The sequence below is a fragment of the Lelliottia sp. WB101 genome (assembly GCF_003051885.1).
Lineage (GTDB): Bacteria > Pseudomonadota > Gammaproteobacteria > Enterobacterales > Enterobacteriaceae > Enterobacter > Enterobacter nimipressuralis.
Genome location: NZ_CP028520.1, coordinates 332,330 through 347,465, shown reverse-complemented (window position 1 = coordinate 347,465; position 15,136 = coordinate 332,330). Strand labels below are relative to the sequence as shown.

The 15,136-nt window shown below is 58.1% G+C and carries 15 protein-coding genes and 1 pseudogene; 9 read left to right on the top strand and 7 right to left on the bottom strand.

Annotation, left to right across the window (positions count from 1 at the left end; translation table 11 throughout):
* Window positions 1–171 precede the first annotated feature (171 nt).
* Window positions 172–594: a FosA family fosfomycin resistance glutathione transferase gene (locus DAI21_RS01580; protein WP_107702334.1), complete on the top strand. Its 423-nt coding sequence runs from the start codon at window positions 172–174 to the stop codon at window positions 592–594.
* On the opposite strand, the gene DAI21_RS01575 is transcribed toward DAI21_RS01580, so the two are convergent.
* On the bottom strand, window positions 579–1,397 hold the full coding sequence (locus DAI21_RS01575; RefSeq protein ID WP_107702333.1) for a GNAT family N-acetyltransferase: 819 nt from the start codon (window positions 1,395–1,397) through the stop codon (window positions 579–581). The two genes, DAI21_RS01580 and DAI21_RS01575, sit on opposite strands and share 16 nt — an antisense overlap.
* 102 nt (window positions 1,398–1,499) lie before the next feature.
* The gene (locus tag DAI21_RS01570; RefSeq protein WP_102104510.1) at window positions 1,500–1,886 is read right to left on the bottom strand and encodes a VOC family protein; all 387 of its coding nucleotides are present in this window, start codon (window positions 1,884–1,886) and stop codon (window positions 1,500–1,502) included.
* Window positions 1,887–2,154: 268 nt separating this feature from the next.
* Between DAI21_RS01570 and DAI21_RS01565 the strand changes: the two genes are divergently transcribed.
* Both DAI21_RS01565 and DAI21_RS01560 read left to right on the top strand, forming a co-directional pair.
* The gene (locus DAI21_RS01565) at window positions 2,155–2,925 is read left to right on the top strand and encodes a DeoR/GlpR family DNA-binding transcription regulator (RefSeq protein ID WP_107702332.1); all 771 of its coding nucleotides are present in this window, start codon (window positions 2,155–2,157) and stop codon (window positions 2,923–2,925) included.
* A gap of 64 nt (window positions 2,926–2,989) precedes the next feature.
* Window positions 2,990–3,595, top strand: a complete 606-nt coding sequence (locus DAI21_RS01560) for an ATP-dependent Clp protease proteolytic subunit (RefSeq protein ID WP_102104512.1) — start codon at window positions 2,990–2,992, stop codon at window positions 3,593–3,595.
* Window positions 3,596–3,624: 29 nt separating this feature from the next.
* On the opposite strand, the gene DAI21_RS01555 is transcribed toward DAI21_RS01560, so the two are convergent.
* On the bottom strand, window positions 3,625–3,921 hold the full coding sequence (locus DAI21_RS01555; RefSeq protein WP_102104644.1) for a hypothetical protein: 297 nt from the start codon (window positions 3,919–3,921) through the stop codon (window positions 3,625–3,627).
* A 205-nt stretch (window positions 3,922–4,126) separates the two neighbouring features.
* Between DAI21_RS01555 and DAI21_RS01550 the strand changes: the two genes are divergently transcribed.
* The 3 genes from DAI21_RS01550 to foxA all read left to right on the top strand — a co-directional run bounded on the left by DAI21_RS01550 (window position 4,127) and on the right by foxA (window position 8,535).
* Window positions 4,127–5,248, top strand: coding sequence for a cupin domain-containing protein (locus tag DAI21_RS01550; RefSeq protein WP_107702331.1), 1,122 nt, complete (start codon window positions 4,127–4,129; stop codon window positions 5,246–5,248).
* An 85-nt stretch (window positions 5,249–5,333) separates the two neighbouring features.
* Window positions 5,334–6,305 carry an AraC family transcriptional regulator gene (locus tag DAI21_RS01545; RefSeq protein WP_107702330.1) on the top strand — a complete coding sequence of 324 codons (972 nt, stop codon included), beginning with the start codon at window positions 5,334–5,336 and terminating at the stop codon, window positions 6,303–6,305.
* A 121-nt stretch (window positions 6,306–6,426) separates the two neighbouring features.
* Window positions 6,427–8,535 (top strand): ferrioxamine B receptor FoxA, encoded by a 2,109-nt coding sequence (foxA, locus tag DAI21_RS01540; RefSeq protein ID WP_107702329.1) that lies wholly within the window; start codon window positions 6,427–6,429, stop codon window positions 8,533–8,535.
* 39 nt (window positions 8,536–8,574) lie between these two features.
* Here the strand turns inward: foxA and DAI21_RS01535 are convergent, their stop codons facing one another.
* Window positions 8,575–9,990 carry a PLP-dependent aminotransferase family protein gene (locus DAI21_RS01535; protein ID WP_107702328.1) on the bottom strand — a complete coding sequence of 472 codons (1,416 nt, stop codon included), beginning with the start codon at window positions 9,988–9,990 and terminating at the stop codon, window positions 8,575–8,577.
* Between the two features lie 176 nt (window positions 9,991–10,166).
* Between DAI21_RS01535 and DAI21_RS01530 the strand changes: the two genes are divergently transcribed.
* Complete coding sequence (locus DAI21_RS01530; RefSeq protein WP_100777782.1) at window positions 10,167–10,337, top strand: DUF1127 domain-containing protein; 171 nt, start codon at window positions 10,167–10,169, stop codon at window positions 10,335–10,337.
* 45 nt (window positions 10,338–10,382) lie between these two features.
* Here the strand turns inward: DAI21_RS01530 and DAI21_RS01525 are convergent, their stop codons facing one another.
* Together DAI21_RS01525 and DAI21_RS01520 are read right to left on the bottom strand one after the other, a co-directional pair.
* Window positions 10,383–10,637, bottom strand: coding sequence for a DUF4282 domain-containing protein (locus DAI21_RS01525; protein WP_102104517.1), 255 nt, complete (start codon window positions 10,635–10,637; stop codon window positions 10,383–10,385).
* A 105-nt stretch (window positions 10,638–10,742) separates the two neighbouring features.
* Window positions 10,743–12,134: a PLP-dependent aminotransferase family protein gene (locus DAI21_RS01520; RefSeq protein ID WP_107702327.1), complete on the bottom strand. Its 1,392-nt coding sequence runs from the start codon at window positions 12,132–12,134 to the stop codon at window positions 10,743–10,745.
* Window positions 12,135–12,235: 101 nt separating this feature from the next.
* Between DAI21_RS01520 and DAI21_RS01515 the strand changes: the two genes are divergently transcribed.
* Complete coding sequence (locus DAI21_RS01515; RefSeq protein WP_107702326.1) at window positions 12,236–12,715, top strand: carboxymuconolactone decarboxylase family protein; 480 nt, start codon at window positions 12,236–12,238, stop codon at window positions 12,713–12,715.
* Here the strand turns inward: DAI21_RS01515 and DAI21_RS01510 are convergent.
* A complete protein-coding gene (locus DAI21_RS01510) occupies window positions 12,702–13,604 on the bottom strand; it encodes a LysR family transcriptional regulator (protein WP_107702325.1) in 903 nt (300 codons plus the stop codon). The genes DAI21_RS01515 and DAI21_RS01510 overlap by 14 nt on opposite strands.
* Before the next feature lie 99 nt (window positions 13,605–13,703).
* On the opposite strand from DAI21_RS01510, the pseudogene DAI21_RS01505 reads away from it, so the two are divergent.
* Window positions 13,704–15,112: pseudogene (locus DAI21_RS01505) on the top strand (aldehyde dehydrogenase family protein).
* Window positions 15,113–15,136 lie beyond the last annotated feature (24 nt).

Below are 15,136 nucleotides of genomic sequence, written 5' to 3'. Positions count from 1 at the left end.
CGTCTCTGAAATGCAATAGCCGCCTTTCGGCGGCTATCTGAAAAGAGGGAAAACATTTCCGGGCCGCCGTTAAGAAGGCAGCCACCACTGGGTGTGATGTAAAGCGGGGAGGTGTTTTCTGTTCATCGAATTACCGTATCATGTTCTGAGCGAAACACAACAGGGGATCGTATGCTGCAATCACTCAACCACCTCACGCTGGCCGTCAGCAATCTGCAAACCAGCGTGGCGTTCTGGCGCGATCTGCTGGGTTTGTCACTGCATGCGCAGTGGGACACCGGCGCGTATCTTACCTGCGGCGATCTCTGGCTGTGCCTGTCGTTTGACGAGACCCGCGACTATGTTCCGCCCAACGAAAGCGACTACACCCACTATGCGTTCAGCGTCGCACCGGCAGATTTTGAGTCGTTTTCACACAGGCTTGAGCAGGCGGGCGTCACCGTCTGGAAAAGCAATAAAAGCGAAGGGGCGTCGTTCTATTTTCTCGATCCAGACGGGCATAAGCTGGAACTGCATGTGGGCGATCTCGCCGCGCGACTGGCGGCGTGTCGGGAAAAGCCCTATGCCGGGATGCAGTTTTATTCACTGACGTGATCGCAGACCATCTCACGCTGCGAAATGTCCATCTGCGCGTAGCCTGCCGCCAAAAACAGCCGCGCAAAACGCTCCGGCACTGCGACCGGGGTGCTGATTGCTGGATACTGCTCGCTCAGTGTTTGCAACAGGCGCAGCGCCTCTCCCTTGTGCCGCGATGCCGGTTCCACAAACAGATAGCGCAACTGCGGCGCAGGGCCGTGAGTCGTGATGGCCGCCCATGCACCTCCGGTGGTTAACACCTTGCAGGGTAACGAGCGCAGCGCCAGCGGATCGAGCTGCCAGGGCGTGGTCTCCCGTGGCGCAGAAAAGAGCGCACGGTAGAGCGCATCCAGCGTGGTAGTGTGCAGTTTTGCGCCCGGTGCACGCTCCGTCGCGATGGCTTTAAAGCCGTACAGCCCCTGTGAATCCCGGAAACCGAGCGATCGGTACAGCGCAATCCCGGCGTGGTTCTCGGCGATCACTTCCAGATAAAAACGCGCTACGTCTTTGGTTTTCAACGTGGCGAACAGCGGTGCGAGCATCGTGCGGGCCAGCCCTTTCCCGCGAAGTGGCGGAACGATAGCAAACGCCGCGAGACGGGCGAGAGCGTCACGTCGGGCGATAATGGCGATTGCCACCGGCTCACCGTTCTGCAGCCAGACGCAGGAGTCTTCCATGCTCATCCCCTCTGCGGCAAAACGCAGGGCAAAAGCCTCGGGCGTGAGCGAAAACGGGACGAAATAGTCCTGAAAACAGCGCTCCAGAATGCGAGTAAGTTCCGTCACGCTGAAGTGAAGGGCGCTGACTGCGGTCAGTTCCATGAGGGCGATCCTCGGTAAGGGAGAGGAAATCAGTGTAGCGGATGAATCCTCTCCTGTATCTCTGAATGCCACGCGTTTTCAGCTTACTGGGAACGGCAGAAATTACTCCCCCACCAGCTCAATTCTGTTGCCGTCGGGATCGGCGATCACCGCTTCGTAAAATCCATCGCCTGTCATGCGCGGTGCGCTGAGCAGGGTACTGTTCTGCCGCGCCTGTTCCGCCATACGATCCACATTCGCTTTGCTGCCGACGTCGAGGGCGATATGCGCCCAGCCGACAAATTCCAGGTGGTCGGGCGCATCGGCCAGCTCTGGGACCGTCATCAGCTCAATCGTCGGGCCGTCGGTGAGCGTAATAAAGTGCGACGCAAAGCCGGGGCGGTTTTTGCTGATGTAAATCTCGTTGCTGCGACCCCCGAAAACCGTTTCCCAGAACTGAACCTGCGCGGACAGGTTGCGGGTCCAGAGGGCGACATGTGCAATTTTCATATTAAGCCTCGTTGTTTGCTGCGCGTTGTTGGGTGATGTTCCTGAAACCGGGCGGGCAACTCTTCCCGCTGCACTTTTTGCTGCGATCGCTCAGTGTGGCTGACGGGCTGGAACCAGAATCCGTCGTAAGGCTGAGTAGCCACAAGCGGGTGAGACGGCTTGCTGCGTTTTATCATCACGCTCCCTTCCAGGTTGCATTATTGACAGGGTGAGCGTCATGCAACATTATGCGCATTGATGCTCGATTTGGATTTTAACAGGACTCTTCATGCTCGATTATGCTGCTTTTCCGGAACAACGACAAGACCTGATCCGCAAGATCCTTCAGGAGAAGGGCCGGGTGGTCTGCACGGAGTTAGCCACCCAGATGAAGGTGTCTGAGCACACAATTCGCCGTGATTTACATGAGCTTAGCAAAGAGGGCTTATGCAAAAAGGTCTACGGTGGCGCGGTGCTTCAGCTGCCGGATGCGGGAAACTTCCTTAGCCGCGAGCAAAAAAATCCTGCAAAAAAAGACATGATCGCGCAGAAAGCGGCAACCTTTATCAAACCCGGCAGCTGCATTTTTATGGATACCGGCACAACCAATCTGGCCCTGGCGAAAGCGCTGCCTGCCGATCTTAAGGTGACTATCGTGACCAATTCGCCGGCGATCGCGGCGGAGCTGCTGCGCCACCCGCTGTGTGAGGTGATCATGACCGGCGGGCAGATTCAGCGCGCCTCCGGCGGCGCAGTTGGGGCGACGGCGGCCAGCCAGATCCAGGGGATTATCTTCGATCAGGCTTTTATCGGCGGCTGCGCAATGGACCCAGAAATGGGGCTGACCGGCTTTGATTTTGCCGACTGCGAGTTCAAGAAAACGGTGATTGCCCAAAGCAATCAGACCATCGTGGCGCTGACCACCGACAAGATCCCCGGCGTCGCGCGCTTCGTGGTCGCCAAAACCGGTGATATCGACGTGCTGGTGGTTGAAGCGAGTATGAACCAGGACGTTCTTAACGCGTTCGCGACTCAGGATGTTCGCATTGTGTGCGCCTGACGACTTTGCCAGGCAAAACAGGCTACACTCTCACTTTGAGCGCTAAAAGCCGAGGATAATAACAATGCACTTCACACAGAAAGATCGCGACAACACAGAAAAATCAGAAGGGAAAAACGGCGCGGGCGCGCTTCAGCAAAAACTGCTCGAGTCTCGCTCGATCATTATCTCCGGTGAAATTGATCAGGCGCTGGCCGAGAAAGTGATCACCCAACTGATCCTGCTGCAAAGCGTGAGCAACGATCCGATCAAGCTGTACATCAACAGCCAGGGCGGCCACGTGGAAGCGGGCGATACCATTCACGATTTTATCAAGTTTATCCGCCCGGACGTGCACGTGATCGGGACCGGCTGGGTGGCGAGCGCCGGGATCACTATTTTCCTGGCGGCGAAAAAAGAGCACCGCTATGCACTGCCGAATACCCGTTTCATGATCCATCAGCCGCTGGGCGGCGTGCGTGGTCAGGCAACGGATATTGAAATCGAAGCGCGTGAAATCATCCGCATGCTGGACCGCGTGAACAAGCTGATCGCCGATGCGACCGGCCAGCCGCTGGAAAAAGTGAAGAAAGACACCGACCGTAACTTCTGGATGTCTCCTGCCGAGGCGCTGGATTACGGCGTCGTGGGCAAAATCATCACCCAGTATGATGAACTGAAACTGGATTAAGTGTTCCTGTTAGCGCCCGGTTTCGGGCGCTAACGTTCATGTAAAATAATCGCTGTCCAGTTGGGTCTTATGACCTCCGGAAATTCCGGATACGGCTCCAGCCGTGTACAAGCCCCGGCCCAGATAAAGGTATCCTCGCCCACCCGATACCAGTGTGCATTGCCTTCCACCGCATCTCCCACCACCGCCCCCTGAACCGTCACGCGACTCCCGGCAGGTAGCGCATTCGCAACGGGCGAAAAAACCGACGGATTTTCCCTGCGTATGAAAACGCCCATCGTGGTGCTAACCGTTCCTGAAACAGGAAGTTCAGTGTAATGGCTCATATCAGGCCTCGTAACAGCGCGCTCATAGTCATTAACGATATAAGTCGCCAGGGATCGGGCGATAACCTTAAAGGCTGAAACTGTCACGGTGTGTCATGCGAACGGCTTAAGGGGAGGGATTTGGCGGCCAATTGACCCACGACAAAGCAGCCTCACGGCTCGTCTCTCATAATCGGACCTGTTTCCCTTCTCACTGGTGCTTTCCATGGCGTATCAACTGAATCTCAACTGGCCGGAATTTCTTGAAAAATACTGGCAAAAACAACCCGTTGTGCTGAAAAATGCCTTCCCGAATTTTGTCGATCCGATCACGCCTGATGAACTCGCGGGCCTGGCGATGGAGCCAGAAGTCGACAGCCGTCTGGTCAGCCATTTCAACGGTGAGTGGCAGGCGAGCAACGGTCCTTTCGAGCATTTTGACGGACTGGGTGAAAACGGCTGGTCGCTGCTGGCGCAGGCGGTGAACCACTGGCACATGCCGTCCGCAGAGCTGGTACGCCCGTTCCGCGTGCTGCCAGACTGGCGTCTGGACGATCTGATGATCTCCTACTCCGTGCCTGGCGGTGGCGTTGGCCCGCACATCGATCAGTATGATGTGTTTATTATTCAGGGGATGGGCAGCCGCCGCTGGCGCGTGGGCGACAAGCTGCCGATGCGTCAGTTCTGCCCGCATCCGGCGCTGCTGCACGTCGATCCCTTTACGCCGATTATCGACGAAGATCTGGAGCCGGGCGATATTCTCTACATTCCGCCTGGATTCCCGCACGACGGCTTTACCCACGAAACGGCGCTGAATTATTCCGTGGGCTTCCGTGGGCCTAACGGTCGTGATCTGATCAGCAGCTTTGCCGACTACGCGCTGGAAAACGATCTGGGCGGCGAGCACTACAGCGATCCGGATCTGACCTGTCGCGAACACCCTGGCCGCGTAGAGCAGTACGAACTTGATCGTCTGCGCAACATGATGATCGAGATGATCAGCCAGCCGGAAGATTTCAAAAAATGGTTCGGCAGCTTTGTCAGCACTCCGCGTCACGAGCTGGATATCGCCGCGGCGGAACCGGCTTATGAACCCGAAGAGGTGCTGGATGCTCTGCAGGGTGGCGAAACGCTCTCCCGCCTGAGCGGTCTGCGCGTGCTGAACGTGGGCGGCAGTTTCTTTATTAACAGCGAACTGCTCGAAACGGTGGATGCGAAAGCGGCCGACGTGCTGTGCCGTTACACCGAGTTTGGCCAGGACGAACTCGGCGACGCGCTGCAAAACCCGGCGTTTATCGCGGAACTGACGGATCTGATTAACCAGGGTTACTGGTACTTCGAAGAGTAATCCGAACGATGAACCTGCGGCGGCGTAGCCTTTGCGCCGCTGCAGTGTTAATGTTCGTGTGTCATCCGCCCACGCATACGCCATCATGAATCTTGCCGCACAGCCTGATAGCTCAACCAAACGCCTGTTCTGCGTTGAGGATTTTATTGGCTTTGGCGAGCGCTACGGTATTGATTATCGATTTCCGCATCTGGCAGATAACGCCTGGGACAGCCCCGTTTTGCACGGTGATGTCGAAGAGATGACCCTCTCCTCCGGTATTTCCCTGACGCATTCCGACGTGCGCGTGCTTCAGCCCTACGAAACCACCTCCCGCCACAGCAGCCCGCTTTATATGCTGGTGGTGCTGGAAGGTTGCGTCACGCTAACGCTGAACGGCCAGGAATATCAGGTGCTGCCGGGGATGGCCTTTAGCTCGCAGCTGAGCGAACAGCAGGCGATGAGCGCCCGTCACGATGCGGACTGCACCCTGAAAACCCTCTCCTTTGGCGTCTATCCGAATAATGCCGATCGCCAGAGCTTACTGGAAACGCTGCTTCAGGAATGGCAGCGTCTGGATGCGCCAACGTTCGTCTGGCCGGTGCCTGGATTTGTATTGATCGGCATTCAGCATGCGCAGCAGAAGGGGCTGAGCGCCGTGGCGCGCACGCTGTTGCTCGAAGGGCTGATGTACCAGTTGCTCGGCCACGGTCTGAACCAGTGCCAGCCGCAAACAGGACGCAGTGCTTTGCCGCCGAGCGGGGAACATGCCCGCCTGGAACGTATCCGGCGCATGCTGGAACAGTCGCCGGAACAGGAGTACACCCTCGCACAGCTGGCGACGCAGGCGGCGATGAGCTCTGGCAGCCTGCGGACGAAGTTCCGCCACGCCTATGGCAAAACGGTGTTTGATTACCTGCGCGACTGCCGTCTGGAGCTGGCACGCCGCTATCTGCTGGAAGGGCACAGCGTGCAGCAGGCCGCGTGGATGTCCGGCTATCAGCACGCGACCAATTTCGCCACTGCGTTTCGCCGTCGATACGGTATCTCCCCCGGCGATCTGCGCCGACACGGCTAACTCACTTTTCGCCATCGCGCGAATCTCCCGCATACGATTTGTCATTTCGCATACGTCACCTGGCGTCGCGCATAGCTGTTTGCGATCTCAAAAAGGTAATAATTCTTATTAACAATTAGAAATACCTTTGGAGACTTTCATGTTCGCTAAATCACGGCTGGCACTGCTGGTGGGATGGGTGACCGGCAGCGTTGCGTTCCCTTTGCTGGCGCAGGATACGCCGAAAACCGAAACCGTCGTTGTCACTTCGCAAATGCAGAGTGGTGCCACCAAACTCGAAACGCCGGATATCGAAACCCCGCAGTCGGTGTCGATCGTGACGCGCGAGCAGTTCGAAGAGCAGGGCGCGACCAGCGTGCGCCAGGCGGTGAGCTATACGCCTGGCGTCTACAGCAACCAGATTGGTGCGTCGAACCGCTTTGATTACATCGTGCTGCGCGGCTTCTCCGACGGCAGCCTGGATAACGTCTATCTCGACGGCCTGAAAATGATGGGGGACACCAACTCCCACAGCTCGCTGGTCGTCGATCCCTGGTTCCTGGAAAATATCGAAGTGGTGCGTGGCCCGGCATCCGTGCTGTACGGGCGCTCCTCGCCGGGCGGTATTGTGGCGCTGACCTCGCGCAAACCCTCATTTGATGCGGGCGGTGAGATCAAACTCTTCGCCGGGAATAACGATCAGCGCGGGGCGATGTTCGACGTCACCGGGCCTCTGGACGATAACGACCGCGTGGCCGCACGTCTGAGCGGGATGACCCGCTACGCCGATTCGCAGTTTGGCCCGCTGAAGGAAGAGCGCAACGCGCTGATGCCGAGCCTCACCTGGCGTATCACCGACAACACGCGTCTCGATCTGATGGCCTATCTGCATCGCGATCCGGAAGGCGGGAGCCACTCTGGCCTGCCGTACGAAGGCACCGTGGTTCCCCACGACGGCAAGAAGATTTCCAATACCTTCTTTGAAGGCGAAGACGATTACGACAAATATGACCGCCGCGAGAACATGGTCGGCTACAACATCGAACATATGTTTGATAGCGGCTGGTCGGTGCGCCAGAAGCTGCGCTATCTGCATACTAAAGTCGAGCTGAATCAGGTCTATGCCGCAGGATGGCTGAACGAAACGGATCTGAATCGCGGCTACTCCGGTTCCGACGAGAAGATGAACGCGATCACGCTGGATAACCAGGTGGACGGCAGCTTCGATACCTGGGCGGTGAACCACCGCGTGCTGATCGGTCTGGATTATCAGGATCGCAGCAACAATACCACCGGCTACTACGGCGGTTTCCCGCCGATTAACGCCTTCCATCCAGTGTACGGCGCGAAGCCGGATTACATCACGATGTACAGCAAAGAGAAGCACAAGCTGCGCCAGACGGGCTACTACCTGCAGGATCAGATGTCCATCGACCGCTGGCGACTGACGCTGGGCGGGCGTTACGACCAGGTGAGCGTCTCCAATATCGACAAGCTCAACAGCAGCCGCAGCGATCTGGATAAGAACAACTTCAGCAGCCGTGCGGCGCTGCTGTACCTGTTCGATAACGGCATTGCACCGTACATCAGCTACTCCACGGCCTTTACGCCGACCAGCTTTGCCGATGAGAACGGCCAGATCCTGGACCCGATGAAGGGCAAGCAGTGGGAAGCGGGCGTGAAGGTGGAGCCGGAGGGGATGAACAGCCAGTTCAGCGCGTCGGTGTTCCGCATTAACCAGAAAAACATCGCTACCAAAGAGGAGCCGACAGATCCGTACCGCTCTATCGGGGAGATCGAATCGGAAGGCGTGGAGCTGGAAGCTATCGGCCAGCTCACCGACAGCCTGCGCGTGCAGGCGGCCTATACCTACACGGACATTCGCTATAAGAAGAGCAGCCCGGAAGAGGAGGGCAAACGCGCCGTCTACGCCCCGCGCAATATGGCCAGCACCTGGCTGAGCTACGACGTCAAAACCGGTCCGTTTGACGGCCTGACGCTCGGTTCCGGCGTGCGTTACGTGAACGGTGTAACGAGCGATCGCCAGAACACGCACACGCTGCCGTCCTATACGCTGGTGGACGTGGCGGTGGGCTACGATCTGTCGAAACTGGGTGTGAAGGGGTTGAGCGCGCAGCTTAACGTGAACAACCTGACGGACGAAAGCTACGTGGCGGCATGTAACTCGCTCTCTTACTGCTACTTCGGCGCAGAGCGCAGTATCGTCGGCAGCGTGTCCTGGAAGTTCTGATGTGAGGCTCATGGAGAGTGTTGCCACCCTCCGGCAACACTACTCCTCCATGGCGATATAGATCGCCTCGCCCATTTTCTTCAGCGCCTCACGATTTCTCTCGTTGGGCGGCAACGCGACGTTAATCCGCAGACAGTTGCGATATTTCCCCGATGCGGAAAACAGCGATCCCGCCGCAGCCTGAATCTTCAGCGCGCACAGTTGCTTACTGACGCACACCATATCCACCTGCTCCGGTAATTCCACCCACAGCAAAAAACTTCCCTGCGGGCGCGTCACGCAAATCTCAGCCGGGAAGTATTGCCGCACCCAGCAGGTGTAACGCTCCATATTCTGCTGATAAATCTGACGCATACGCCGCACATGCCGGTGGTAATGCCCGTCGCGGATAAACGCCGCCACCGCCATCTGCGTGGCGGGAACGTTAAACCCGCCCGCCGCGTATTTCATGTGCATCACCCGGTCGTAATAGCGACCTGGCACAATCCAGCCGACGCGCAGCCCAGGGGCGACGGTTTTGGTAAACGAACTGCACAGCAGCACGCGCCCGTCGATATCGAAAGAGTGAATGGTGCGCGGGCGCGGGTATTCCGCCGCCAGCTCGCCGTAAATATCATCTTCGACGATCACAATATCGTGTCGCTGGGCCAGCGCCAGAACCTGCCGTTTGCGCGATTCTGGCATGATAAAGCCGAGCGGGTTATTACAGTTTGGTACCAGGATCACCGCTTTGATCGGCCACTGCTCCAGCGCCAGTTCCAGCGCTTCAATGCTGATCCCGGTTTCAGGATCCGTTGGGATCTCAATGGCTTTAATATCAAACCCGCGCAGCATCTGCATGGTGCCGTGAAACGACGGCGACTCTACCGCCACAATATCCCCCGGCTTACACACGGAGAGCAGCGCCAGAGAGAGCGCACCGTGACAGCCGTTGGTGATGACGATCTCGTCTGCCGCGACGGTCGATCCGCCGTCGAGCATCAGGCGCGCGATCTGCTCACGCAGCTCTTTACGCCCCTCCAGCACGTCATAGCTCAGCATTTCCGCCGGATTGTGCTGCGCGATGCGGCTCATCTCTCGCCACAGGGGTTTCAGGCTCGGCTGGGTCAGATCCGGCGAGCCGCCGCCAAAGGAGACCATCTCGCGATCGCCGCGCGCATCGAGCAGCATCATCACTTCATCCCACTGGGTGACGTCCACCGGGCGCTGCACCGGGCGGGTCATCGCCGGAACGGGCGGCAGGGCTTTTTTCTGCGAGACAAAATAGCCTGAACGGGGCTGGGGGGTAATCAGCTGAAGATTTTCGAGGATCTGATAGGCCTGCTGAATGGTGCTGATGCTGACGCCATGCTCCTGGCTAAGGGCACGCACCGACGGCAACCGCTCGCCGCTGCGATACAGCCCCTGTTCAATGCGTTGCGCCAGAAGATTGGCCAGATGTTGGTAGCGCGTCATGCTGTATCCTCGAATGGGACCATACAGATGGTTAAACCAGTACAGATAAGGGCGAAAATCGCCATGCAGATTCATTTTTAGCGGATCTGTATGTTAAAGAAAAGTTGTTTTTGAATCTGTATTGTAAAGCCGGTTTCCGACGATGATAGAGCCTCAAACAGCGTGAGGAGAACATCATGGAATTCAACGAAAACCGCCCAAACAGACCTTTTATTGGCTTCGTTTTTATCTGGCAGGCGTTTATTAAATGGCGTCGCCGCCAGCAGACGCGACGTGTGTTGCAGGGCATGAGCGACGAACAGCTGAAGGATGTTGGATTAACGCGAAATGATGCATGCAATATCTGAATGGCAGGGCATTTATCTGCGGGGGAGCAGATAAATGCCTGAAGATTACTCTGCGGTGGTTTTGCTGGTGTTCTCCGCGATGCGGCGCAGGTATTCGTTATTTTTAAACGCCACCATAATCAGCTCGAACATCACGCGACAGCCGATCAGGCTGAAAATCATGCCGATAAAACCGGTAAACAGATGCTCGGTGAACATGGAATACACACCGCCGATCAGAATCAGCACCATGGCGATCCAGTAGAAAAAGACCAGCACGCGCGGCGTTAACAGATAATCAAATCCTAAAATTGACTTCATTTTCTTGTCCTTAGAAAAATGTCGGAATCCGACGAAATAAGCCCGCAGAGTATAAAGAGATGTTCTGCCACGCACACCTACGAAATTTATCGGGTCCGATACTGGCTACTCCAGCAGGCGCAGGGTCTCGGCCTGCGGGCGTCGCAGCAGTTCCAGTGCCTCGTCATAGCTGCGCACGTTGTTATAGCCCATCACCAGCCCGTAGCGTTTACCGGAACCGCGATACCACTCTGAAAGCGCATTGACCTGCAGCTGCTGCGCCTGCCAGCAGCGGGCGATCTCGCGGTCGCAACTGCCTGCGCTCAGGAATGCCACGATATGCATTCCTCCATCGTTTTGCTCTGTGAAAAACCGCTCGCCATACACCTCATGCAGCGCGGCGATCATCCAGTCGCGACGCTGCTGGTAGAGTGTGCGCATCTTTTTCAAATGGCGAAAAAAGTGGCCATCGTTAAGAAAGGTGGTGAGAATTTTTTGCGTCAGCACCGGCTGGCCGCTGGCAACAATATCCGCGCAGTCGGTAAAGGCCTCGACGGTGCTGGCGGGCATCACCAGATAGCCCATGCGCAGGGAGGGCATCACGGTTTTGCTGAACGTGCCCATAAAGATCACCCGGTCGTGACGATCGAGGCTTTTCAACGACGGCAGCACTTTGCGGGTGTAGTGAAACTCGCCATCGTAGTCGTCCTCGATGATCCACGCCTCGTTATGCGTTGCCCAGTCGAGCAACTGCTGTTTGCGCGGCAGGGAAAGCGTTACCGCCAGCGGGCTTTGATGTGAAGGGGTGACGATGGCAAAACGGGCGTCGCGGTGGTGGCGCAGAAGATACTCCGTGTCCATCCCGGCGCGATCCACGGGCACCGTGTGCAGGCGCGGGACGATCCGCTTTAACAGCTGCTGCCCCATAAAATAGCCCGGATCTTCGAACACCACTTTATCGCTGCGACTTGCCAGCGTATCGAGGATCAGCCGTAGGCTGCCGCTGTACCCGCTGGTGATCAGCACCTGTTCTGCCGTGCAGGACAATCCGCGCGAAATGTTCAGGTAGCTGGCAATCGCCTGGCGCAGGGGATACCAGCCCATGACCGGCGGGTTCAGCATCTCTTCCTGACGCATCGATCGCGTCGCCTGGCCTGCCAGCAGCAGCCACTTTTTATAGGGAAAACTGTCCAGCGCCGGAATACCAGGACGCAGGAAACCGGCGCGCTCGCGCTGGCTGATGAGCGATTCCGGCAGCGTGCCGGTGGCCTGCTCAGCGGGAGCCGGTTGTTTCGCCGGGAGGGTTAAATCAGGATTCACCCGCGTCCCGCGCGCCCCCTCGCTCACCAGATAGCCCTCTCCGATCAGGATCGCGTAAGCCGTTTCGACGGTTTTGCGCGCCACTTTCAGCTCCTCGGCCAGCACGCGGATGGCAGGCACTTTGTCGCCGGGCTTCAGCACGCCGCGCGTGATGTTGTCGCGATAGCGGGTGTAGATATCGTGATAGCCCGATTTCATGTCCTACCTCGTTTCCTGGATATTGTATCTTTTTACTATGTCATGATCGGCGTAGATTTGCCCCATCGCATTTGATATGCCGCACAAAAAGAGGAAAGACAATGAGCACTCGCGTTAACCACCATAAAGCCACACCTGCACTTGCCAAAGCCCTGTCCGACCTGAGCATGGCGATCGGCAAAACCTCCATCGACCCGGCCCTGAAGCACTTGATCGATATCCGCGTCTCCCAGCTGAACGGCTGCACGTTCTGTCTGGATATGCATTCGAAAGAGGCGAAAATTGCCGGTGAGCGCGAGCTGCGCCTGTATCATCTGGCGGCCTGGCGCGAATCGCCGCTGTTCAGTGCCCGTGAAAAAGCGGCGCTGGCCTTCGCCGAAGCGCTGACCCAAATCAGCGTCCACGGCATCAGCGACGAACTGTACTGCAGCGTGGCTGAGCACTTCTCCGACACCGAGATTTCAGAGCTTAACTTCGCCATCGTGGCGATCAACGCCTGGAACCGTCTGGGCATTACCTCGCGCATGGAGCCGGGTGCAATGGATGCGGCTTACGGCCTGAACAAAGCTAACCTGGAATAATCCCGCGTTCGCGAACCAGCGCCACCAGCGCCCGCAACCCCGGCGGGACGTGCCGGTGGCCGGGATAGTAGAGGCGCAGTCCGGCAAAGGGCTGCGTCCAGTCATTTAACACGCTCACCAGTTCCCCCGATGCCAGCTCTTGCTGGATATAAAGTTCCGGTAAAAAACCGACTCCCAGCCCGGCTTTCACCGCCCGTATCGAGGCAAACAGATCCGACGTCGCAAAACGCGGCGGGACGGCCAGGGCATAGCGCTCGCCGCGCCGTTCCAGCTCCCAGCGATAAATCCCGCCGTGCGACATGCGCATTCCAATCCCCTGATGGTGGCGCAAATCATCCGGCGTTTGCGGAATACCGTGGCGGGCAAAATAGTCCGGTGTGGCAGTGACCAACTGGCGGATATCGCCGGTGAGCGGGATGGCGATCATGTCCTGTGGGACAGACTCTTCCAGGCGAATCCCGGCGTCAAACCCCTCGGCGACAATGTCGATCAGGCGCGCTTCACTGACGGTCTCCACGCGCATTTTGGGGTAGCGGATCATGTAGTCGATCAGCAGATCGTCCAGAAAAAGGGTGCCGATATTGTTCGGCACGTTCAGGCGCAGCGTTCCGGCAGGTTCGTCCGTCTCGCTGTGGATCTCTTCGCTGGCCTGGCGGATCGCCTGTAATGCCGGGCCGATACGCGCCACATAGCGCTGCCCGGCGTCCGTCAGCGCAACGCTGCGGGTGGTGCGGTTAAACAGCCGCGTCTGCAGGCGGCTTTCCAGCCCGGCGATGGCATTGCTCACTGCCGTCGCCGACATGTTGAGTTCCTGCGCTGCGCCGCGAAAACTGCCGCGCCGCACCACGGCCATCACCACTTCCAGCTCTGTCAGTCCTGAACGGTGCATAGATTGTCCTGAAAATCGCAATAACCTTTGCAGGATAGCGTGGATTATCGAAACGTAAAAGGCGTGCCAGACTGGGCTCTTCCAGCCTGAGGAGGTGTTATGCGTCATATCGATCGGATTTTTATCAACGGTGAATTTGTCACACCGCACGGCACAGAGCGTTTTGATCTCTACAACCCGGCGACCGCACAGGTGTTCGGGCAGGTCCGCCTTGCGGATGAACTCGACGCGGAACGCGCCATTAGTGCGGCCAAGGCTGCGTTTCCGGCATGGGCGAGGACCACTCGCGAGGCGCGCATTGCTGCCCTCAAACGGATGTATGCGGCGGTCGCGGCGCGTCATGACGATTTGCTGGAGGCGATTATTGAAGAGTACGGTGCCCCAGCGTCGCGATCGGCGTGGATGGCGAGTTATCCGGCAGAGGTGATAGCCCAGGCCATCGACGCGCTGACGGCGTTTGAATTCACGACCCAGGTCGGCGCCGCCACGGTACAGATGGTGCCGCTTGGCGTGGCGGGGCTTATCACGCCGTGGAACAGCGATGCAGGGTTTATCTGCGGCAAACTGGCGGCATCGCTGGCGGCGGGCTGTACGGCAGTGATCAAACCGAGCGAAATGAGCGCATGGCAGACGCAGATTATCACCGAAGCCCTGAGCGAAGCCGGATTACCACCGGGGGTGTTTAACATCGTCACCGGGCGCGGCGAGACGGTGGGGGAGACTATCAGCCGTCATCCGGACGTGGCAAAAATATCGTTTACCGGTTCAACCGCTACCGGCAAAGCGATTCTGCGCAACGCCGCTGAGAGCTTTAAGCGCGTAACGCTGGAGTTAGGCGGTAAATCGCCGACGATTGTGCTGGAAGACGCCGATTTAAGCCAGGCGGTTCCGCTGGCAATCCAGGCTGGCCTGATGAACAGCGGCCAGGCGTGCGTGGCCGGGACGCGTATTCTGGTGCCACGCTCGCGCAAAACGGAATGCGAAGCGGCGCTGGCGCAGGCGATGGCGGCAGTAAAATCGGGCGATCCGCGTGACCCGGCGACGGAAGTGGGGCCGATGGTCAGCGAAAAACAGTGGCGGCGCGTGCAGGGTTACATCCGCAAAGGCACAGAAGAGGGGGCGCGTTTGCTGGCAGGGGGGAAGGGCGTCCGGAGGGCACACAAAACGGCTGGTTTGTCCGTCCGACGCTGTTTACGGATGTCGATAACCAGATGACCATCGCCCGCGAGGAGATTTTTGGCCCGGTGCTGTCGATTATCGCCTATCGCGATGAGGCCGAAGCCATCGCCATTGCCAACGATACGGATTATGGCCTGAGCGCGCTGGTGCTGGGCGGCGAGCGTGCGCGTGGCGTTGCACAACAAATTGAGGCTGGCCGGGTACTGGTTAATACGCTCGCCCACGAACCGAAAGCACCTTTCGGCGGATTCAAACACTCGGGCGTAGGCCGCGAGATGGGCGCGTGGGGGATCAGCGCGTTTATGGAGCCTAAAACGATGATTGAATAAAACCCCGCCCGGTGGGCGCCTGCC